Source organism: Mesorhizobium sp. Root102 (genome assembly GCF_001425625.1).
Taxonomy (GTDB): domain Bacteria; phylum Pseudomonadota; class Alphaproteobacteria; order Rhizobiales; family Rhizobiaceae; genus Mesorhizobium.
In genome coordinates, this window is record NZ_LMCP01000034.1 from 315,187 (window position 1) to 336,050 (window position 20,864).

The 20,864-nt window shown below is 64.3% G+C and carries 21 protein-coding genes; 9 read left to right on the plus strand and 12 right to left on the minus strand.

What is annotated here, in order from left to right; all coding sequences use genetic code 11:
* The first annotated feature begins 10 nt into the window (after positions 1 to 10).
* The gene (locus ASD12_RS23715) at positions 11 to 2,107 is read left to right on the plus strand and encodes an EAL domain-containing protein (protein WP_056591910.1); all 2,097 of its coding nucleotides are present in this window, start codon (positions 11 to 13) and stop codon (positions 2,105 to 2,107) included.
* Between the two features lie 43 nt (positions 2,108 to 2,150).
* On the opposite strand, the gene ASD12_RS23720 is transcribed toward ASD12_RS23715, so the two are convergent.
* On the minus strand, positions 2,151 to 2,345 hold the full coding sequence (locus tag ASD12_RS23720; protein WP_056591913.1) for a hypothetical protein: 195 nt from the start codon (positions 2,343 to 2,345) through the stop codon (positions 2,151 to 2,153).
* Between the two features lie 268 nt (positions 2,346 to 2,613).
* Between ASD12_RS23720 and ASD12_RS23725 the strand changes: the two genes are divergently transcribed.
* On the plus strand, positions 2,614 to 3,339 hold the full coding sequence (locus ASD12_RS23725) for a 3-keto-5-aminohexanoate cleavage protein (protein WP_056591916.1): 726 nt from the start codon (positions 2,614 to 2,616) through the stop codon (positions 3,337 to 3,339).
* Between the two features lie 9 nt (positions 3,340 to 3,348).
* On the opposite strand, the gene ASD12_RS23730 is transcribed toward ASD12_RS23725, so the two are convergent.
* Positions 3,349 to 4,863, minus strand: a complete 1,515-nt coding sequence (locus tag ASD12_RS23730) for an AMP-binding protein (RefSeq protein WP_056591919.1) — start codon at positions 4,861 to 4,863, stop codon at positions 3,349 to 3,351.
* A gap of 38 nt (positions 4,864 to 4,901) precedes the next feature.
* Positions 4,902 to 5,717: a p-hydroxycinnamoyl CoA hydratase/lyase gene (locus ASD12_RS23735; RefSeq protein ID WP_056591921.1), complete on the minus strand. Its 816-nt coding sequence runs from the start codon at positions 5,715 to 5,717 to the stop codon at positions 4,902 to 4,904.
* Between the two features lie 117 nt (positions 5,718 to 5,834).
* Between ASD12_RS23735 and ASD12_RS23740 the strand changes: the two genes are divergently transcribed.
* Both ASD12_RS23740 and ASD12_RS23745 read left to right on the plus strand, forming a co-directional pair.
* Positions 5,835 to 6,287 carry a MarR family transcriptional regulator gene (locus ASD12_RS23740; RefSeq protein ID WP_056591924.1) on the plus strand — a complete coding sequence of 151 codons (453 nt, stop codon included), beginning with the start codon at positions 5,835 to 5,837 and terminating at the stop codon, positions 6,285 to 6,287.
* Positions 6,288 to 6,443: 156 nt separating this feature from the next.
* Entirely contained in the window at positions 6,444 to 7,592 is a 1,149-nt protein-coding gene (locus tag ASD12_RS23745; protein ID WP_056591927.1) for a Fic family protein, read from the plus strand.
* Positions 7,593 to 7,651: 59 nt separating this feature from the next.
* Here the strand turns inward: ASD12_RS23745 and ASD12_RS23750 are convergent, their stop codons facing one another.
* From ASD12_RS23750 to ASD12_RS23760, 3 genes are all read right to left on the minus strand, one after another.
* Positions 7,652 to 8,749 (minus strand): serine hydrolase domain-containing protein, encoded by a 1,098-nt coding sequence (locus ASD12_RS23750; protein WP_056591931.1) that lies wholly within the window; start codon positions 8,747 to 8,749, stop codon positions 7,652 to 7,654.
* An 84-nt stretch (positions 8,750 to 8,833) separates the two neighbouring features.
* Positions 8,834 to 10,438, minus strand: coding sequence for an ABC transporter substrate-binding protein (locus tag ASD12_RS23755; protein WP_056591936.1), 1,605 nt, complete (start codon positions 10,436 to 10,438; stop codon positions 8,834 to 8,836).
* A 55-nt stretch (positions 10,439 to 10,493) separates the two neighbouring features.
* Entirely contained in the window at positions 10,494 to 11,627 is a 1,134-nt protein-coding gene (locus ASD12_RS23760; RefSeq protein ID WP_056591939.1) for an FAD-binding oxidoreductase, read from the minus strand.
* A 136-nt stretch (positions 11,628 to 11,763) separates the two neighbouring features.
* Between ASD12_RS23760 and ASD12_RS23765 the strand changes: the two genes are divergently transcribed.
* Entirely contained in the window at positions 11,764 to 12,381 is a 618-nt protein-coding gene (locus tag ASD12_RS23765; RefSeq protein WP_056592219.1) for an XRE family transcriptional regulator, read from the plus strand.
* Positions 12,382 to 12,393: 12 nt separating this feature from the next.
* Here ASD12_RS23765 and gcvA read toward each other — a convergent pair whose 3' ends face one another.
* Entirely contained in the window at positions 12,394 to 13,293 is a 900-nt protein-coding gene (gene gcvA / locus ASD12_RS23770) for a transcriptional regulator GcvA (protein WP_056591942.1), read from the minus strand.
* Between the two features lie 127 nt (positions 13,294 to 13,420).
* Between gcvA and ASD12_RS23775 the strand changes: the two genes are divergently transcribed.
* Together ASD12_RS23775 and ASD12_RS23780 are read left to right on the plus strand one after the other, a co-directional pair.
* Positions 13,421 to 14,125, plus strand: coding sequence for an SDR family oxidoreductase (locus tag ASD12_RS23775; protein ID WP_056591944.1), 705 nt, complete (start codon positions 13,421 to 13,423; stop codon positions 14,123 to 14,125).
* Positions 14,126 to 14,175: 50 nt separating this feature from the next.
* Positions 14,176 to 15,234: a Gfo/Idh/MocA family oxidoreductase gene (locus tag ASD12_RS23780; RefSeq protein ID WP_056591947.1), complete on the plus strand. Its 1,059-nt coding sequence runs from the start codon at positions 14,176 to 14,178 to the stop codon at positions 15,232 to 15,234.
* A 55-nt stretch (positions 15,235 to 15,289) separates the two neighbouring features.
* Here ASD12_RS23780 and ASD12_RS23785 read toward each other — a convergent pair whose 3' ends face one another.
* On the minus strand, positions 15,290 to 16,561 hold the full coding sequence (locus ASD12_RS23785) for a cytochrome c peroxidase (RefSeq protein ID WP_056591950.1): 1,272 nt from the start codon (positions 16,559 to 16,561) through the stop codon (positions 15,290 to 15,292).
* Positions 16,562 to 16,762: 201 nt separating this feature from the next.
* Here ASD12_RS23785 and ASD12_RS23790 point away from each other — a divergent pair, with 201 nt between their 5' ends.
* On the plus strand, positions 16,763 to 18,301 hold the full coding sequence (locus ASD12_RS23790; protein WP_056591952.1) for an acid phosphatase: 1,539 nt from the start codon (positions 16,763 to 16,765) through the stop codon (positions 18,299 to 18,301).
* Positions 18,302 to 18,349: 48 nt separating this feature from the next.
* Here the strand turns inward: ASD12_RS23790 and ASD12_RS23795 are convergent, their stop codons facing one another.
* Positions 18,350 to 18,949 (minus strand): DUF922 domain-containing protein, encoded by a 600-nt coding sequence (locus ASD12_RS23795; RefSeq protein ID WP_082525631.1) that lies wholly within the window; start codon positions 18,947 to 18,949, stop codon positions 18,350 to 18,352.
* Positions 18,950 to 19,075: 126 nt separating this feature from the next.
* Here ASD12_RS23795 and ASD12_RS23800 point away from each other — a divergent pair, with 126 nt between their 5' ends.
* Positions 19,076 to 19,570 (plus strand): hypothetical protein, encoded by a 495-nt coding sequence (locus ASD12_RS23800; RefSeq protein ID WP_244482954.1) that lies wholly within the window; start codon positions 19,076 to 19,078, stop codon positions 19,568 to 19,570.
* 43 nt (positions 19,571 to 19,613) lie between these two features.
* Here ASD12_RS23800 and ASD12_RS23805 read toward each other — a convergent pair whose 3' ends face one another.
* From ASD12_RS23805 to ASD12_RS23815, 3 genes are all read right to left on the minus strand, one after another.
* Positions 19,614 to 19,808 (minus strand): DUF1127 domain-containing protein, encoded by a 195-nt coding sequence (locus ASD12_RS23805; RefSeq protein WP_056591957.1) that lies wholly within the window; start codon positions 19,806 to 19,808, stop codon positions 19,614 to 19,616.
* A gap of 64 nt (positions 19,809 to 19,872) precedes the next feature.
* Positions 19,873 to 20,400, minus strand: coding sequence for a hypothetical protein (locus ASD12_RS23810; RefSeq protein WP_056591960.1), 528 nt, complete (start codon positions 20,398 to 20,400; stop codon positions 19,873 to 19,875).
* An 83-nt stretch (positions 20,401 to 20,483) separates the two neighbouring features.
* Positions 20,484 to 20,759: a DUF4242 domain-containing protein gene (locus ASD12_RS23815; RefSeq protein ID WP_056591963.1), complete on the minus strand. Its 276-nt coding sequence runs from the start codon at positions 20,757 to 20,759 to the stop codon at positions 20,484 to 20,486.
* Positions 20,760 to 20,864 lie beyond the last annotated feature (105 nt).

A 20,864-nucleotide genomic window follows, 5' to 3' on the forward strand; every position in this document is an offset into this window, starting at 1 on the left:
GAAACGGACGATGGCGCGTCAGGACAAGAAAAATCGCAGTGGAACGTTCTGGGAAAAGGCCCTGGAGCGCGCCCATCTTGGCGTCTGGGACTGGGATCTTGCGACCGGGGAGTGTTTCTATTCCGCGACCTGGGCGCGGATGCTGGGCTATGATGAAGGCGAACTTGCCAACACCAGCGACCTGTGGCTGCAACTGACACATCCCGACGATCGCGAGCGGGCGCTGGCCAGCGGCGACCTACACATTGCCGGACAGACCGACGCCATCGAGACCGAGCTCAGGCTGAAGCACAAGCAGGGCCACTGGGTGTGGGTGCTCGATCGCGGCGGCATCGTCGAACGCGACGCGATGGGAAAACCGCTCAGGCTAATGGGCGTGCAGACCGACATCACCAAGCAGAAGGCCGCCGAAGCCGAACTCGAACAGGTCAATGTGCGCTTCCGCCTGGCGCTCGCCGCCAGCGGCACCGGCATCTGGCATTATGACCTCGCCACCAACAAGAGCTATTGGGACGCCCGCACAAGGGATATATTCGGCCTCGTCGCCGATGCCGACGAGGTGACCGCCGATCTCTGGCATACTTTCCTGCACCCCGACGACAGGGAAGCCACCGAGCAGGCGCATTTGCCGACACCCGGCTCGGACGCAGTCACCGCCTCGCGGTACCGCATCATCAAGCGCGACGGCGTCATCCGCCACGTCGAATCGCTGGTCCGCTTCATCGCCGCCGCCGGTGCGGCTGGCCAGGTCCTTGGCACCGTGCGTGACATCACCGAGGAAAAACTGCGTGAACAGGAACTCGCCTATGCCGCCCGTCACGACGCGCTGACCGGCCTGTGGAACCGCTCCGCCTTCGACCGGCTGCTCGCCGACCATATCACGGCGGGTGCGCCTCTGGCGGTGTTCTATGTCGATCTCGACTACTTCAAGGCGCTCAACGACTTTGCCGGCCACGCCGCCGGCGACCTGGCGCTGAAGAGCGTTGCCGCCGGCATTCGCGGCTGCCTGCCGGCCGCTGCACATGCGGCGCGGCTGGGCGGCGATGAATTCGCGCTGCTGGTGCCGCATTGCGATGCCGCACAGGCCGAGCGGATCGCCGCCGCGGTGCTCGGCGCGGTGCGTGAGGCCGATCTCGGCCCGGCCGCGTCGACGCGCAAGCTGGCGGCCTCGATCGGTATCGCCTTCGTCGACGACGCGAACACTACGGTCGCCGACGCGCTAGCCTGCGCCGACGACGCCTGCTACGCGGCCAAGGCTGCTGGCCGCAACCGTTTCGCGGTGTTCTCCGCTGCAGCGGCAGCGGGATCGGGCGGGCTGAATGCCGCGCGCGTCGCCGCCGACACCGTCGATGCGATGGAAGACGGGCGGCTGAAACTGTTCGGGCAGGAAATCCATCTGCTGGGCCGGCCCTGGCAGGAAAGCCGCCATGTCGAAGTGCTGGCCAGGCTCGTCGCACGCAACGGCCGGCTGGTGCCGCCCGGCGAGTTCATTCCGGTGGCCGAGCGCTTCGGTATCGCGTCGCGGCTCGACCGCTGGATCATCCGCACCGCGCTGTCGCGGCATGGCGCTGCACTGCGCTCGGGCGCGCTGACGCTCGGCTTCAACCTGTCGGCGCAGACGCTGAGCGATCCGCAGTTGTGGGACTTCGTCGACACCGTTATCGAAGAAACCGGGGCGCCGCATTCGGGCATCGGCTTCGAGATCACCGAAACCGCCGCCGTCACCAATTTCGACGCCGCCGAACAATTCGTGTGCAAGGCGCGCGAGCGGCACTGCCGGGTCAGCCTCGACGATTTCGGCGCCGGCATGAGCTCGTTCGAATATCTCAGGCGCTTCCCCGTCGACACGATCAAGATCGACGGTTCCTTCATCGAGCACATCACGCAAAGCCGCTTCGACCGCGAGATCGTGCTGGCCATTACCAGCATCGCCCGCAGCCTCGGCTGCGACGTGGTCGGCGAGAAGATCGAACGGCAGGACACGTTGGCGATGCTGAGCGACATGGGCGTCGCCTATGGCCAGGGATTTCTGCTGCATCGGCCGGAGCCGCTGGAGCAGATTGTCGCGCGGGCAACCAGGGTGGTGGCGGCCCGCAAGGCATCGTGATCCAAGGAGATTCAGGCCGGGCCGGCCTGAATCTCAACATATTCTATCCGGTTCGCCGCGTCGTCGGTTGCGGAAACTCCAGTACTCCAGCTTCGGATGGCCTGTGCTGCGCTTCCGCCACTGTTTCGATCAACAGATCGAGGGCGTCACAGGCCGTGCGGCTCGTCTCGTCATTGCCCTGCAGATAGTGATAGGCGCGTTCGAGGTGGATGCGGGCGGCTGAAAAATCGCTGGTCAATGGTCTCTCCATCATCCCACCCTAAAATACCTTGCCGGAGGCGAGGGAACGCCGGGTAAATATCCACAGGCGGCTTTTATTCAAATGCTGTCCAATGTTGTGGGAAGAGACCTTGGGACGCTGCGGCCTTGCCTTTCAATGTTGCAGGGAAGGGCGCCGCCAGCGACGCAGTTCCACGGCCGCGCTGTCAGGACAGACGCGGCCCAACTCTTTGCCATGCCGTGCCGCACAGCTACACTGCGGCCTCCCTTTGTCCGAGGTAAGACCGATGATCGTCCAGGCCTGCATCAACGGTGCGCGTCCGCGCGATTTTCATCCTCAGTTGCCGCTGACTGCCGAGGCGATGGCGAGCGACGCTGCCGTCTGCGTCGCCGCAGGTGGGGCCGAACTGCACATCCACCCGCGCGGCGCTGACGGCGGCGAAAGCCTGGCCGCCGTCAATGCCGCCGTGCTGGCGGTGCGCCGGGCCTGTCCCGGCACGCTGGTCGGCGTCTCAACCGGCGCCTGGATCGAGAACGATGTCGAGCGGACCCGAGAGGCGATCGCCGGCTGGCGGGAATTGCCCGACTATGCCTCGGTCAATCTGTCGGAGGCAGACGCGCCCGCCGTGATGGAGCTGCTGCGACTGCGTGGTGTCGGCATCGAGGCCGGGCTTGCCGCGGTCGCCGATGCAGAGCGCTTCGTCGGCCTTGCCGATCATGACCGGGTGCTGCGTATCCTGATCGAGATAGACATCCAGGACCTGCCGGCGGCGCTGGACCAGGCGCACGGCATTGCCGCGGTGCTCGAACGCGCCGGAGTGCGGCGGCCGATCCTGCTGCACGGCGTCGACGCCACCGTCTGGCCCTTCGTCGCGCTTGCGTATCAAAAGCGCTGGTCGACGCGGGTCGGGCTGGAAGACGGCAACACGCTTGCGGACGGAACGACAGCGAAGGACAATGCGGAAATCGTCGCTGCGGCCGTGGCGATCTTTCGCGGTGCGCCTGCGGTCTGAACGACGCCCTCAGGTCTGCCCGCTGGCCGGTGCTGTCCAGCTGCGCAAAATGTGTTTCTGGATCTTGCCGGATGCGGTGCGCGGCAGCGCATCGGTGAGCAAAAACTCCTTCGGCACCTTGTAGCGGGCGATGCGGGCACCGCAGTGGCTTGCCAGGTCAGCCGGATCGACAACGCAACCGGTTTTCACCACGACAAAGGCGCACCCGACTTCGCCCCAGCGCTTGTCGGCGACGCCGATCACGGCTGCTTCGGCGATGTCGGGATGGTCGAGCAGCACCGTCTCGACCTCGACCGGATAGACATTCTCGCCGCCGGAAATGAACATGTCCTTGCGGCGGTCGACGAGCGTGACAAAGCCTTCTTCATCCTGCCACCCGATGTCGCCGGTGCGGAACCAGCCATCGGCGGTGAAGGCACGCGCGGTCTCGTCCGGCCGGTTCCAGTAGCCTGATGTGATGCTGGGACCGGACAGCCATAGCTCGCCTGGTTCCCCGGCCGCGACATCGCGGCCAGCGTCGTCGACGATGCGCAGGCCGATGGTCGGCGCCGGCAGGCCCGCCGAGCCCGCCTTGCTGGCGATGCGGTCGGCCTCGATAGGCATGCCGAGCACGGTGCCGGCTTCAGTCATGCCGAAGCCGTCGACCATGCGCACACCTTGTGCCAGCCACCAGTTGATGTCGGCCGCCGGATTGGGCGCGCCGCCGGTGAAGATGGCGGTGAGCGCGGTCCAATTCGAAGGCGCAAAATCGGCATGGTCGCGCAGCATCCTGGCCATCTGCGGTACACAGAAATAATGGGTGACGCCGAGCGTGGGATCGGCCAGGCGACGATTGGTGAGGCCGGCGTCGAAGCCGGGCGAGATCAGCACCGTGCCACCCTGCAGCAGCGGCGGACGCAGGCTGGTGATGAGGCCGATGACATGGAACATCGGCGCGTCGCAGAGGAAGACGCTGGCATTGCCGACGCGTCCCAGCACGCCGAAATTGACTGCGGTGGCGAAGGCGTTGGCCTCGGTGACGACGACCCCTTTCGGCCGGCCTGACGTGCCCGACGTGTAGAGGATGATCGACGGCGCATCGCTGGCCGGCAAAGGACGGCGCGGTGCCGGGACCTGTGTCTCGACTGCCGCCGCGAAGGCCGCGACTTCGCTTGGCACGCAGCCCTTGGGCGTTGCCATCTCAAGGGCGGTGTCATGCAGCAGCAGCACCGGATCGCAATCGGCCAGGATCGCGTGCTGTTCGGCATTGGCGAGCCGCCAGTTGAGCGGCACGAAGACAGCGCCGAGCCGCATCGCGGCCTGCTGCAGGATAAGCAGGTCTGCGCTGTTGCGGGCAAGCGTGGCGATGCGCTGCCCTTGTTCGATGCCATGGCCGGTTTCGAGCACGGCGACGGCGCGCTGGATGGCCTCGTCAAGCGCGGCATAGGTCCAGCGCCGGCCGGATGCCAGGTCGACACAGGCAACACGATCCGGCTGCGTCCTGGCGTGCAGGGCCACGGGATCGGATGTCGTCCAGGCCGGCATTCGCAGCTCCTCCCCAGGATTGCCTTATGCTTGCACGATCACCTTGCCTTGTCGTAGGCGGCAAGGCCGGGCTTGTAGCTCTTCTCGTCGATGAACTGGCGAATGCCCTCCTTGCGGCCGTCATTGTCGTAGGAATTGGCCGCTTCCTGCGCCCGGACCAGATAATCCTCGGCATTGTCATAGGTCATCTCGGCGACGCGGCGGATGGCGTCTTTGGTCGCCTTCAGGGCAATCGGGTTCTTCTTCAGCAGGATGGTCGCAACCTCGGTGACACGTGCCTTCAGGTCCGCCAGCGGCAGGCTTTCATTGACCAGCTTCCAGGCGGCGGCCTTCCTGCCGTCGATGAGCTCGCCGGTCAGCGCGTGGTACATGGCATCGCGCATCGACAGGAGGTCGACCACCACCTTGGTGGCGCCGCCGCCGGGCAGGATGCCCCAATTGATCTCGGACAGAGCGAACTGCGCTTCGTCGGCGGCAAAGGCAAGGTCGCAAGCGAAGAGCGGGCCATAGCCGCCGCCAAAACACCAGCCATTGACCATGGCGATGGTCGGCTTGCCGTACCAGCGCAAGCGCCGCCACCAACCATAGGCTTCGGATTGCGCCTTGCGGATGGCGCCAAGACCCTTGGCCTCGGTCTCGCGAAAATACTCCTTGAGGTCCATGCCCGCCGACCAGGCGCTGCCTTCGCCGGACAGCACGAGCACGCCGACATCGTCGCGGAATTCAAGCTCGTCGAGAACCTCCATCATACGCCGGTTGAGCGCCGGGTTCATGCAATTGCGCTTGTCCGGCCGGTTGAAGCGCACCCAGGCGATGCCGTTCTCGACGTCGAAGGCAACGGTCTCTTCGGTCACGGTAAGGTCCTCCCGTTTCGCTTGGCAAGTTGCTATGCGCCATAGCTATCATATTTGCTATGTCGCATAGTCTTTTTTGCTTGACAAGAGGGGATGTTCGCGGCGATCGGTTGAAGCATGGAAAAGGCACGGCTCCGCACCAGTCCCGAAGAGGCGCTCGACGCGCAGATCGGCTACAATCTGAGGCGCGCCTCGTCACTCGCGCTCAATGATTTCGCGGTCGAGATGGGTGACGCGGCGCTGCGCCCTGTCACCTATGGTATGCTGGCGCTGATCGACGAAAAGCCCGGCATCCGCGCCGCGGAACTGTGCCGCCTGCTCGGCATGAAGAGCGCCAACATGGCGCCGCTGCTTGCCGAACTTGACGAGCGCGGGCTTGTCGAACGCGACGACCATGCCGGCGACAAACGCGTGCAGATGCTCGCCCTGACGCCGGCCGCAAAAGAGGCGATGCCCGGATGGCGGCAACAGGTGCGCCGGCACGAGGACCGGTTCCTGCATCGGCTGACAAAGAAGGAACGGGCGACGCTGCTTCGGTTGCTGCGCCTGATCTGGACCGACGAAGATTGAGGGCTACCTCAGCGCTCAAGCAGGGGTGTGGAAGTTTCTGAAATAGGCGCGCCTCTTATTTCAGAAACCTGGTCTGAAAATGAAATAGCTGTTGGAAGTCGACCGAATCTGACATATGGATTTTCTTATTGCAGAAATGAGGGTATTTTCTGAAATATGGAACTGTCGACCTATAGGGCGGGGCGCTATGAAAAGCGATTAGAGTACCGCAGTTTCGTGCCGACCTCGATCAATCATCCCTGGATAGTCTCCGACCCTGAAGTTATAGACGTCCTTGGTCGAGCCGACCGTGCCTTGGGCGAATTGAACGCGTTCGCGCAACTCGTCCCTGACATTGATTTCTTCATCAGTATGTATGTCGCGAAGGAGGCCACGCAATCGAGCCGCATCGAGGGTACCCAGACCAATATCGAGGACGCCTTCAAGCAGATGGAGGACCTGTCTCCGGAAGCACGCGACGACTGGGGCGAAGTGCAGAATTACATCCAGGCGATCAATAGCGCCATTGCCAGTTTGGACCGCCTGCCTTTCTCCAACAGGCTTCTGAAAGAAACACACGCCATCCTCATGCAAGGTGTGCGCGGCGAAACCAAACAGCCTGGCGAATTTCGAGCCAGTCAGAACTGGATCGGCGTAAGCTTAAGAAACGCTGTGTTCGTGCCCCCGCATCATGAGCACGTATCTGAACTTATGAGCGACATGGAGAAATTCATCCATGACGACAGCCTGCGCGTGCCGCCGCTGATCCGCATCGCGATTGCCCACTATCAATTCGAGACCATCCATCCGTTCCTAGACGGCAACGGCCGGTTGGGCCGCCTTATGATCTCACTTTACCTTGCCTCGCAGGGTCTCCTTGTCAAACCGGCGCTTTACCTTTCGGATTATTTCGAACGCAACAAGACCGCCTACATCGATCACCTTATGGCAGTGCGCGAAGGCAACCACATGCGCGACTGGTTGATCTTCTTCCTCTACGGAGTTGAAGAGACGGCGCGTGCGTCCGCCGATGTGTTTCGCCAGATTCTGGTGCTTAAGGAGCGGATAGAGCGCGAAACGCTGCCGCGTTTCAGTCATCGCCGTCAAGGAAACGCGCAACGGCTTGTAAGGCATCTCTACAAACGACCGTTGATTGACGTGAAAGGCGTCGCCGTTCTGCTGGATACGACGACAAACACAGCCACGTCGTTGATTGCTGATTTCATGAGCCACGGTGTGCTGGTTGAGGTGACGGGCCAAAGGCGCAATCGGCTTTTCGTGTTCGAACGATACCTCCAGCTCTTTGAAAGACGCAGAGGTAGCTGACGTCCGCCGTCTTATCTCTCTGTGAAAGCTGCCGATCGATACCTCCTTGCTGGAGGTCATCACCCCAGAATGATCTGGATCGCCTTGTCGACCACCGGATGCAAGCCGCTGGCCTGGAAGGACAGCCGGTTGCCGGAACCGACATTGCTGGTCATGGCAATGGTCAGCCCCGAGAGCGGGTCGTGCAGCATGACGGCGACGTAGCCGGGAATGCTGCCCTGGTGGCCGTAGAAGGCGTGGTCGGCATAGGCGCTCTGGAACATGCCGGCACCGGTTTCGCGCATGCGCGTGCCGGGGAAACTCGCCGGCACACGGCCTTCGAACATCTCGGCGAAGAAGGGCCGCGACAGCAACTTTCCGGAAAACAGGCCGCGCATGAAGCTCACCATGTCGAACGGCGTCGACACCATATCGCCGCAGCCATAGGCGGCGCCGAACGGGAAGGAATCGGAAGAATCCTGCAAGTCGTCGGAATAGGGCAGCACGCCGTCCATGCGCCACATCTCGCCGCCCGAGGCGATGTCGGTGGGCGCATTCGCCGCCGGCGGCGGCCGGTGGTAGTAGCCGCGCACCATCGACTTTTCCGGAAAGGCCTCGGTGGCCGGCGACCACGTGTTTGTCAGGCCGAGCGGCTGCAGCACCGCGCTTCTGACGTAGCCGCCCAGCGGCTGGCCGGAGACAGCCTCGATCACCATGCCGGCAAGCACATAGCCGGTGTTGTTGTAGACGGCGGCACCGCCCGGCGCCTTCTGCTTGTCGGAAGCGAAGGCGATGTCGACCAGCTGTTGCGGCGTCCACTGCCGGCTCGGGTCCATCGGAATGTAATATTCGAACTCCGGCAGGCCGCTGCGATGGTTGATCAACTGGCGCACCGAAATGGCGCCGGCACCCGGCAGGTCGGGAAACCAGGAGGCGATCGGCGCGCCGAGATCGAGCTTGCCGTCCTGGGCGAGCTTGACCAGGGCCGCGGCAACGAAGGTCTTGGTGCAGCTGCCGATCTTGAACAGGCGGTCGGGCGAGACGGCAACGCCATGCTCCCGGTCGGCGAGGCCGGCGGTGAGGGCGGTTGGTGCGGCGCCTGTCGAGTAGGCCAGCGACGCGCCCACCGCGCCGTCGGCGAGATAGGTATTCAGGAGGGCGTTCAGGTCTTCACGCATGGATTCTGCTTTCGCCGCTAAATTGCTGGTTTCATACATGTCGGTGCGCCCTCGAGCCGAACCCGAGGGCAGGGCCGCCAAGCTTCACTCCGCCACGTCGACCGCGGCAAAATTCTGCCGTCCGAAGGGGTCGAGCACGTAGTTGAGCACGCTCTTGCGGATCGGGATCGCCACCACCGAATGGGCGATCGGCGCCACCGGCACCTCGACTTTCAGGATCGCCTGCGCCCTGGCGTAGATGTCGGCGCGGTGCTTCGCATCAGCGGCGACGCGGCCGTCCTGCAGAAGCTTCTCGAAGGCCGGATCGCACCAGCGCGAGCGGTTGGAGCCGCCCTTCACGCCGTCGCAGGAGAGCAGGTAGCTCAGCATGTTGTCGGGGTCGCCATTGTCGCTGCTGCCGCCGAGCAGGTAGGCGTCCTGTTCGCCCGAGGCGGTGCGCTTGAGATATTCGCCCCACTCGAAGCTGACGATCTCGGCCTTGACGCCGACTTTTGCCCAGTCGGCCTGGATCATCTCGGCCATGCGCTTGGCATTGGGATTGTAGGGCCGCGACACCGGCATCGCCCACAGGCTGATTTTCAGGTCGCTTTCGTGGCCGGCTTCCTTCAGCAGTTTCTTCGCGCCATCCGGATCATAGTCGATGCCGGCGTCGGTGACGGCGCCGATCTGTGCCGGCGGCACGACGCTGCCGGCCACTGTGCCGGCGCCGGCATAGACGGCGTCGACGATCGCCTTGCGGTCGATGGCCTTGGCCAGCGCCATGCGCACGCGCACGTCGCCGAGCGGCTGGTGTTCGACATTGAAGCCGAGAATGCCGATGTTCTGGCCCTTGAGGTCGAGCACGGTGATGTCGGGATCGGTGCGCAAATCGGCGACGGCACTGGGCGGCGGCGGGGCGGCGACCTGGCATTCATTGGCCTTGAGGCGCTCGACGCGGGTGGTCGGCTCGGGCGTGATGGAGAAGACAAGCGTGTCGATCTTCGGCGCGCCGCGCCAGTAATCCTTATTGGCGGCGTAGCGGATCTGGCTGTCGGGGACATAGGCCTGCAGCACGAACGGGCCGGTACCGACGGGTTCCGAGTCGATCAGTTCCGGCGTGCCGGCGGCGACCATCTTTTCGGTCTGCTCCAGCGACAGGATGGAGAGATAGTCGAGGGCGATGCCGGGCAGGAAGGTGACGTTGGCCGCCGTCAGCGTGAAGCGCACGGTGTAGTCGTTGACCTTGTCTATCTTGTCGATCAGCGTGCCCATGCCCAGCGCATTGAAGTACTCGTAAGCACCGCCGCCGAGCTTGTGGTAGGGATTGTTGGCGTCGCGCTGGCGGTTGAAGGTGTAGAGCACGTCGTCGGCGTTGAGATCCCGCGAGGGCGTGAAATGGTCGTTCGACTGGAATTTCACGCCGTGCCTGAGATGGAACGTGTAGGTCTTGCCGTCGGCCGAGACCTCCCAGCTTTCGGCCAGCGCCGGGCCGACCTCGGTTGTGCCGGGCTTGAACTCGACCAGCCGGTTGAAGATCGTCTTGGCGGCGGCATCCATGGTGGAATCGGCGGTGCCGATCGCCGGGTTGAAGGTCTCGGGGTTGGCTTCCGAGCAATAGACCAGGGTTTTGGCATAAGCCTGCCCGCCGAGAAGGGCGGATGAGGCCAGCAGGGACGAGGTAAGCACTGCGCGCAGAACGGTGGATTTCATCGCAAACGCTCCTGATGACACTTTATGGGTTGAGAGAAGGGCAGGCCGGTGAACTTCATGGCGTCGCCGCCGCGGCGAGGAAACGGTCAGGCGCCAGCGCCGCCGTGGTGACGCCGCGCGCTGTGAGATCGTCCGGCAGGGGTTGGCCGTGCAGCAGCGCCGAACCCAGCCGCGCCAGCGTCAGCGAGACCTGGAAACCGTAGCCGCCCTGGCCGCCGAGCCAGAAGAAGCCGGGCAGGCGCGGGTCGAAGCCGACGACCGGTGTGCGGTCGGGCGAAAAGGTGCGCAGGCCCGCCCAGGGCGTCGACGGACGGCCGATGCGCAGCGACGTCGCCTGTTCGATGCGGTCGACGGCGATGGCGACGTCGATGTCTTCCGGATACGCGTCGCAGGGCTCGGAATCGGTCTCGTCGGCGAGCGAGCCGATCAGCCTGCCGGCATCCGGCTTGAAGTAGAACTGTTCGTGCAGGTCAACCACCAGCGGCCAGGCGCTGATGTCGGTCCCGGCGGGCGGATCTAACAGGAAGGCGGTGCGGCGCTTCGGCCGGAAGCCGAGACCGGAGAGACCGGCCAGCCCGGCGACGGCATCGACCCAGGCGCCGGAGCCGTTGACGACGATATCGGCCTGGTAGGCACCGGCATTGGTCGCGACGCGAAAGCCGTTTGCGATGCGGGAAATCTCCAGCACTTCCTCGCTGGTGCGGATGACGCCGCCGCCGGCCTTCAGCGCCGAGGCTGAAGCCGCAAGCATCTTTCCCGTGTCGACATCCAGCGCGCCGGGTTCATGCACGCCGCCGCAGGTGGTTGCCGTGGCGATGACCGGCACCAGCGCGGTGACTTCCGTGGCCGACAGGCGCCGAACGCTGGGCACCAGCGCCTGCATCTCGGCCGCCATGCGGTCGACGGCTGCACTGTCTTCGACGCCGCCGACATGCAGCGCGCCACGCCGGTGGGCGGCGAAGCCGCCATCGATGATCGCCTGCCGGCTGGCCAGTGACAGCGCCCGCACCAGCGCATTGCCGTAGGTTTCGGAAAACAGTGCCGCCGAGCGGCCGCTGGCGTGGTAGCCGAGTTGCGGCTCGCGCTCGAGCACGGTGACCTCGGCCCAGGGCTGCACGGCTGCCGCCAGCGAGAGGCCGGCAATGCCGCCGCCGATGACGACGATTTTCTGGGGGGACTTCGATTGCATCCACTAGGGGTAGAAATAATTTCGCATCCAGTCAATATTTAGCGTATAAGAAAATAGTTAGCGTTGTTGATAGCGGCAGGGAGTTCGACTACCTAGGAATGACAGGCGGCGTGATCGCCGCGCCATGGAGCTGACGATGTCGGAGCAACCGAACCTCGGTGATTGCCTGCGCGGCCTCAGGAAAACGCATGGCTGGACCTTGCAGGAGGTCAGCACGCTCACAGGCGTTGCGGTCTCGACGCTATCCAAGGTCGAGAACGACCAGATGTCGCTGAGCTACGACAAGCTGCTGCAGATCTGCGAAGGGCTGGGCATCCATGTCACCGAGTTGCTCAACGGCGACCGTAAGCAGCCGTCAGCGCGCACCCGTCGCTCGGTGACCTCGCAGTCCAACACGCTGCGCCAGCTGACCCGCAACTACGACTACCGCTATCTGGCCACCGATCTGGTGCGCAAGCGCATGGTGCCGATCCACGCCTATGCGCGCGCCCGCACACCGCAGGAGTTCGGCCCACTGACCAAGCATGCCGGCGAGGAATTCCTGATCGTGCTCAAGGGCGAGATCGAGCTGCACACCGACCAGTACGCGCCGGTGCGGCTGAAACAGGGCGAAAGCGTCTACATCGATTCCACCATGGGCCATGCCTACCTCTCGGTCGGCGAGGGCGACGCCGAGATGCTGTGCGTCTGCTCCGGCGACGAGCCGGATATGGAAGGCACGCTGCTGAGCGTGCTGGAGACGGTGGAGGGGTAGGGGCGAGCCGATCTAGACCGGCGGCCTTTCTCCGGCATCGAGCAGCCATTGCCGCACGGCTTGTGTCGGTTCTGGATGCCGCTGCTTTCTCGGCATCACGACATAGAAATCCTGCGTGCCGCGCATTTCGCCGCTGACGGGCTGAACCAGGCGGCCAGCGGCGAGGTCGGCGGCGACGAGAAAGCGGCTGGCCAGCGCAATGCCCTGGCCGGCGACGGCTGCGTCGATGGCCAGGCCCGTCTGGTTGAAGCGCATGCGTTTCAGCTCGGTCTTCATCTTCAGGCCGACCGCCTTTTCCATGAATTCCGGCCACAGATTGTGCGCATCGTGCAGCAGCACGTGGTGCTGGATTTCAGCCGCGGCGATTTCATTGGCGCCGTGCGGCAGCAGGGCAGGGCTGCAGACGGCGATGATCTGCTGGGCAAACAACAGGTCGACGACCAGGCCGGCGCCGAAGGGCGGGCGGCCCTGGCGCACCGCGATGTCGACACCGTCGGCCTGAAAGCTCGACAGGCTTTCGCTGGCCAGGACGCGCAGATCTACCAGCGGATTGTCCGTCACAAAATCCTGCAGCCTGGGGATCAGCCATTTGGTGGCGAAGGTCGGCGTCACGCTGATCGTCAGCCGCGCCGGCTGGGGACGAAGCAGCAGCGTCGCCTCCGAGATCAGGTCGAAGGCGCGGCGGATGTTGGGGACATAGGCGCGGCCCTCATCGGTCAGCGCCAGGCCGCGTGGCAGCCGCTCGAACAGTTTTGTGCCGAGATCAGCCTCCAGCCCGCGAATGTGCTGGGCCACCGCCCCTTGCGTGACGTTGAGTTCTTCGGCCGCGATGCGGAAGTTGAGATGACGCGCCGAGGCCTCGAAGGCGCGCAGCGCATTCAACGGCGGCAGGTTAAGGAAGGCTTCGGGCATGCAGGAGTTTTTCTACAGGTTGATTTCAGGCATTCTGGTTCGAACCCGAGGAGAAAACCAGCTATATCAACGCTCAACTCCCGAAAACACCGCTTGCGGTGCCCGCCAACCCTGAGAGGAAAATCCAATGAGTGTAGAAAAAGTAGCTGTGGTCGTGGCCGGCGGCAGCGGCATGGGTGCGGCGGCGGCGAAGCGGCTGGCGGCGGATGGCTTCAAGGTTGCCATCCTGTCTTCCTCGGGCAAGGGCGAGGCGCTGGCCAAGGAACTGGGCGGCCTCGGCGTCACCGGCTCCAACCAGTCGAACGACGATTTGCAGCGCCTGGTCGACCTCACGCTCGAGCGCTATGGCCGCATCGACGTGCTGGTCAACAGCGGCGGCCACGGCCCGCGCGCGCCGATCCTGGAAATCACCGACGAGCAATGGCACACCGGCATGGACGTCTATCTGCTCAACGTCATCCGGCCGGTACGCATCGTGGCGCCGCAGATGGTCAAGCAGAAGGGCGGCGCCATCATCAACATCTCGACGGCCTGGGTGGTCGAGCCGAGCCCGATGTTCCCGACCTCGGCCGTGTTCCGCGCCGGCCTGGCCGCCTACACCAAGATCTTCGCCAACACCTATGCAGCCGACAATGTGCGCATGAACAACGTGCTGCCCGGCTGGATCGACAGCCTGCCAGCCACCGAGGAGCGCCGCGACAGCGTGCCGATGCAGCGCTACGGCACGTCGGAAGAGATCGCCGCGACCATCGCCTTCCTGGCGTCGGAAGGCGCCGGCTACATCACCGGCCAGAACATTCGTGTCGACGGGGGCATCATCCGCGCTATTTGAGGGCGTCGGCCGGGAGGTCGATTCTGACCTCTCGGCCCAAGGAGCAAAAAATGCGGCTTTTGATACTCGGCACCGGTTGGATGGCGCAGGAACATGCCCGTCGATTCGCCGCCATCGAGGGCGTCGACATTGTCGGTGCTGTCGATGTCGATCCGGCACGGGTTGGCGAATTCGCCGACAGCTTCAACATTCCCAACCGCTTCACCGCGCTGGAGGAGGCGCTGAACTGGGGTGAATTCGACGCGGTGGCCAATGTCACGCCGGATCGCATCCACCACCCGACCACCATGTCGCTGATCGCCGCCGGCAAGCCGGTGCTGTGCGAAAAGCCGCTGGCCGAAAACTTCGGCAAGGCCACCGAAATGGCCGATGCCGCCGAGGCCGCCGGCATCGTCAACATGGTGAACCTCACCTATCGCAATGTCGCCGCGCTGCAGAAGGCCCGCCAGATGGTGCAGGCGGGCGAAATCGGCACGGTCAGGCATGTCGAAGCGTCCTATCTGCAAAGCTGGCTGGTGTCGAAGTTCTGGGGCGACTGGCGCACCGATCCGAAATGGCTCTGGCGCCTGTCGCGCGGCCACGGCTCCAACGGCGTGCTCGGCGATGTCGGCATCCACATCCTCGACTTCGCCAGCTATGGTGCGGCGCTCGACATCGACCATGTCTTCTGCCGGCTGCGCGCCTTCGACAAGGCGCCCGGCAACCGCATCGGCGACTACGGGCTCGACGCCAATGACAGCTTCGCCATGACGCTGGATTTTTCCAACGGCGCCTTCGGCGTGGTGCATGCCAGCCGCTGGGCCACGGGCCATCTCAACGAGCTGCGTCTGCGCATCTATGGCGAAAGAGGCGGCATCGAAGTGGTGCACAATCTCGACGGCTCGGCGCTCAAGGCCTGCGTCGGTGACAATGTCGAGAACGCCAAATGGGAAGAGCTCGAGGCCGGCACGGTGGCAACCAACTACCAGCGCTTTGTCGATGCGGTGCGAACCGGTGTGCAGGCCGAACCGTCCTTCCGCCACGCCGCCGAATTGCAGAAGGTGCTGGATCTGGCAGCGGTGTCGGATGAGAAGCGCGCGGAGCTGCGGGCGAGTGCGGATACGCAGTAGTTCCTCGACCCGCGAAGGCTTTGAATGCCATGTCGGTGCAAAACCTGCCCCGTCCTCAGTGCCCTGGCACTTGATCCGCATCCGTCAACGTCTGCAGAAACGCAACGATGTCGTCGATCTCGGGGTCGCTCAGCGCTGGTCTGTCGCCGGGCTTCTTGCCGAGGGGCGGGTCCTGGTTGAGGTTGGCCCAGTAAGCCCTTGGCAAATCGTCATATTGCTTGACCGTGCCGTCGGCGTCTTTCGGGTACCAGCGGCCGGGATCGGTGTCGCGCGTTGCGTAGAAGGCGACCGCGTCGCGCAAGGAATGGAAGTAGCCATTGTGGAAGAAGCTTTTGCGCAGCGCCACATTGCGCAGCGTCGGCGTGCGAAACAGGCCGCAATAGTCGGCTCGGCCTTTGAAGTCGGTGCGCAGTGGCCCGCACAGGCCGAGATCAACATAGGCGGGGTCGGCGTTGGCGGGAATCGCCCTGTTGCGCGGCACGGCGACGGCGATCAGGCCGAAATCGGTGAATTGCGGCGGCTCGCCGTCATTGGCCGGTTCGCTGAGATGGCAACTGGCGCAATTGCCCTTGGCCGCGTCCTCGAACAGCGCGCGACCGCGTAACTCCTGCGCCGACAGCGTCGCCTTGCCGGCAAGGAAGGCGTCGTAGCGGCTGGAATAGGGATAGAAGTCGGGCGCACTCTGCTCGAAGGTGCCAAGCGCCTCGGCGGCGGCGTCGAAGGCGTCGTCCGGATGGTCGAGAACGTTGTCGCCGAAGGCGGCCTTGAAGTCGTCGGCATAGGCCGCCTTGCGCAAGGCGGACGTGACGGCGGCGGCATCCTTGTTGGCCATCTCGAACGGCGACCGCAGCGGGATCTTCGCCTGGTCGCTGCCGCGGTCGGCGCGGCCGTCCCAGGTCAGGCCGCCGGTTGGACCATTGTCGACGCTCTCGTCGCCTTCATCCTCGGAATCGTAGAAATGCTCGGTGAAGGCCGGCGCCGCCTGCAAATAGCGCAGCGAGGGCACGGCACGCAGTCCGGGTTGGTCGAGATGCGGCCCGCCCATTTCGACGGGTGCCGCCGAGGCTGGGCCGAAGGCATGGTGCGGGTCATGGCAGGACGAGCAGGCCTGCTTGCCGGAGGCAGACAGCGATGGGTCTAAGAACATTTTCCGGCCAATCGCAGTCAGGGCGGCGGCGCGTGCGAAGGCGTCCGCCCGCGACATCGGCCCGGGATGGACGCTGCCGGTTCCGGCGCGAACAACGGTCGCCGGCAGGGGCACGGCAAAGCCGAATATCGATGTCGCGGCGGCCGCGATCATCAGGCTTTTCCATCCTCCTGTTGTCATGGGTTCAATCCGGTTTGCTCCGGAATTAGGTTCGCACTGCAACAGATTGATGACTGGTCCATCCGCTCACGCAACCGTGTTCGCCGGCAGCGCAAATGTCACAAAGGTGACAAGGCATCGACTTAGCCTCTGCAGCCATGGCCGTTGCCCCCAGCCATGCATTGCTCCCTCTAGCCATCCCCCCAGCCATGAGGACTTCCCATGACGCGGCTCACGCTTCTCACCTCGCTTTGCCTCGCCTCGACGGCGCTGGCGTCGTTCACCGCTGCTGCCAACGCCGCGCCGCCCGGCTACGACAAGATCGACACCGTCGTCGTCATCTATGCCGAGAACCGCAGCTTCGATAATCTCTATGGCGGCTTCCCCGGCGCCAACGGCCTGGCCAACGTCTGCGCCGACCAGGCGCGCCAGCTCGACCGCGACGGCAAGCCGCTCACCGAACTGCCGCCTGCCTGGGGCGGGCTGACCGCCAAGGGGGTGACGCCGCCGGTGACCGAGGCGCAGTCGGCGCATCTCACCAATGCCAGCTTCGCCATCGACGATGCCAGCGGCTTCAACGAGAAAACCTCCGTCGTCACACGCGACCTCTGGCATCGCTTCTATCAGGAGCAGATGCAGATCGACGCGGGCAAGAACGACAAGTTCGTCGCCTGGGCCGATTCCGGCGGCCTCGTGATGGGCCATTATGACGGATCGGTGCTGCCGATGTGGGCGGTGGCGAAGAAATACGTTCTGGCCGACAATTTCTTCCAGGGCGCCTTCGGCGGCTCCTTCCTCAACCATTTCCAGCTCGCCTGTGCCTGCGCGCCGGTCTATCCGCACGCCGACACCAGCCCGGTGAAGGGGCAGATCGCCGTCGTCGAGGCGGACGGCAAGACGCTGAAGGTGGCCGACAATTCGCCGGCCTCTGCACTTAGCGGCGCACCGAAATTCGTCAATGACGGCGCCATCACGCCCGACTTCTATGCCGTCAACACCATGCAGCCGCCCTATCAGCCGAGCGCCAACAAGCCGGTCGAGGGCGGCGACAAGGCACTGGCCGATCCGGCGCAGCCGACCACGCTGCCGCCGCAGCACGACATCACCATCGGCGACCTGCTGTCGCTGAAGGGCGTCGACTGGGCCTGGTATGCCGGCGCCTGGCAGGCAACGCTCGACGGCAAGAACGCGACGCCGGCGCCGAACTTCCAGTTCCACCACCAGCCGTTCAACTATTTCGCCGCTTACGCGCCCGGCACTGCCGCGCGGGCCGAGCATCTGCGCGACGGCGGCCTGGATGGTGCCGAGTTCATCAAGGCGATCGACGACGGCAAGTTGCCTTCGGTGAGCTTCTACAAGCCACAAGGCAATCTCAACGAGCATGGCGGCTATGCCGATGTCGCGAGCGGCGACCAGCATCTCGCCGACCTCGTCTCGCATCTCGAGAAGAGCCCGCAATGGAGCCACATGCTGGTGGTCGTCACCTATGACGAGAATGGCGGCTTCTGGGATCATGTCGCGCCGCCGAAGGCCGACCGTTGGGGGCCGGGCAACCGCGTCCCGGCTTTCATCGTCTCGCCTTATGCCAAGATGGGCACGGTCGACCACACGCAATACGACACGACGTCGATCCTGCGCTTCATCACCGCGCGCTACGATTTGCCGGTGCTGTCCGGCATCGTCGCCCGCGACAAGGCGCTGCGCAACAACGACCAGCCGCCGATGGGCGACCTGAGCGCGGCGCTCGATCTCAGCCGGTAGGTAGGCTTCAAAACAGGCCGCCGCGTCGCAAAGGCGCGGCGGCCTGTTTCAAGGGCCGGTCACCAGGGAAAAAACCAGTTTCTGCAGATTGCCGCCGTTGCCGAATTCGACGCGGTCGAAATCGCGGCTTGCCTGAACCCGCGCCTTCGAGATCGCATCGAGCCGACGAACCACTTCGGCCCTGGTCTTGCTGCATTTGGGATCATCGGCAATCTTCAGGCCGTCCGTCGCGGCTTCGATGTCGTGGACCATCTGTACCATGCTGGCGCCATGCACCTTCTCATGGGCGCTGACGCCGGCGATGAACACATCCCAGTTCTTCCGGACGGCAGGCGGCAGCGAGCCGTAGGGTTTTGGCAATGTGTAGGTGATGATCAGTTTTGGCCGTCCCGCCGTAAGTATGCAGTCCTCGCCGCTGGGTTTGTAGTCCCTGCCCCCCCAGGTCAGTTTGAAATTGGTGTAGGCGATGGCGCGGGCAATGCCGAGCTTTGGCCCGTTCTCGCCGATCGAGCGGTAGAGTTCGGCGCCGGACTGGCCCGAGATGGCGTAGGGCTCGATCTTCTCGACCGGCTTCCACTGCGCATGGGCGGCCAGCGGCAAGGCCAGCAAGACGGCCAGCAGAAAACACAGACGAACACAGGCTCTCAACACCGCTCTCCGCAAAATCAGGACCGGGCGACATCGCCGCGACGGGCAATGCCACAGGACAGCTTTTCCTATAGAATGCCTGCTGGTGCTGCAAATGCCCTAGAGGGAGTCACTTGGGGGGAAGTCATGAGAGCTGGATATCTAGTCGTCGCCGGTGTGGTAGCGGTCGTGCAGGCCGCGCAGCCGGCGTTTGCCGCGTCCTGCGGCGGCTGGAGTGCGAAGATGGAGGAAGACGAAGGCGGCAGCGTGCTGACCGCCTCGGTCTGCGGCGGGCCGAAAGGCGATGCGCATCTGATGCTGATCTGTTTCGACACGCCGGTGCTGAGCTACGATCTAGGCGCCACAGGCCAGCAGTTGGAGCCCGGCATCAGCGGTTCGTTCGAGTTCAAGGCTGACGGCAAGACGGCGACCAAGACGCTGCAGTTGGAGGCCATGTACAACTACTTCGTGGTCAATCTGCCGAAAGCCGATCCGTTGCTGGACCTGTTGCGCGGGAAAGGCGAGGTCAGCGTCAGTGCGGCCAAATACGGCCAGGCCAGTTTTCCGCTGAAGGGTTCGAGCGCTGCCATCGGCAGGGTGCTGGCGCAGTGCGGCAAGGCCCAGCCCGCCGATGGGGATTGACAGGGATCCTTCGCCATCGCCAACGCCTGGCATGACGCGGTCTCTATGTCTCGCCATGTGCCGCGACATAGTCGATTTCGGACCGGCTGATGCCGATGTCCTTGAGCATGAAGTCCGGCATCGTTTCCAGATGGCGCCGGTCGCGACGGTGGCGCCAGCGGCGCAGCAGGCGTGCCAGCAAGGTTAACGGCAGGCGCCATTCTCGGGCGCTGATCAGGACGCGTTCGGTTTCGGTCATGGCTTCCTCGAAAATGCAGGGCGAAGCTCTTGCCGGGGGCGCGCCGGCAAGAGCTGACGCGACCTCAATCGGCCATCTTCATCGCGTCGCAGGACACGTCGGGGTTCATGTCGGCGAAGGTGCCGGTCCGGTTCTTCTTCCAGGCCCAGACGTGCAGTTCGTAGAATGCGCCGAGGCCATAACGGTTGGGTGCGCTGTTGAAGTTGAACAGCTGTCCCTCGAGTGAGGCCGGGCCTTTCGAGGTGATGTATTCGACCGCCACCAGTTTCAGCTTTCCATCGGCCATCGGCTCGTACATCACAGCCTCGGGCTTGGAGAGATCGACGACATCGTCCTTCAAGTAGGCCGCGTTGACATAGTGGATGCCCATGGCGCCGCCGGTGATGCCGCTGGCGCAGGGGATGGGCGTGTAACCCTCGGCGGTGGCCGTGGCCACGGTCTCGAACCGGCCGTTGGTCGCGCGCACCTTTTGCGCCAGGATATTGGTTTCGCCGGCGTCAGCGGCGTCGTGGGCATGAGCCGTTGCCGCGACGGCAAGAGCGGACAGGAGGATCGGGGCGGCAAGGCGCCGGGTCCAGGGCAGGAATGTCATGTTGACTCCATGGATTTGCTGTCGCACTGGCCATCCCGGTCCGAGCGCGTTGGTTGCGGCAGAGGCGCGTCCCGATCGCGGTGTCAGGCTCCGGCGGTTTGCGGGCCGATGAAGGCGGCGATCTCCGTCACCTTGTTGGCGGGGAAGCCACCCTCGCGGGCATGCCGCTCGACCATTTCGGCGCTTTCGGCCTCGTGCACACAGTAGATCTTGTCGCCGGCGACATAGGAGGTGAGCCATTTGTAGGGCACGCCGAGCCCGGCCACGACCTCATTGGACTTGGCCGAGATTTCCTTGAGTTCATTGGCGCTCAGCCTGTCGGCGCCGGCGATTTCGCGTTCGATGATGAATGTCGGCATTGTCGGTCTCCGTTGTTGGTTGACGGCCCGATAAATCCGATCGACGTTGGACCCGGTGTGCCGTCCGCGAAAGAAACAGGGCGGGGCCGGTCACACGCTTTGTCC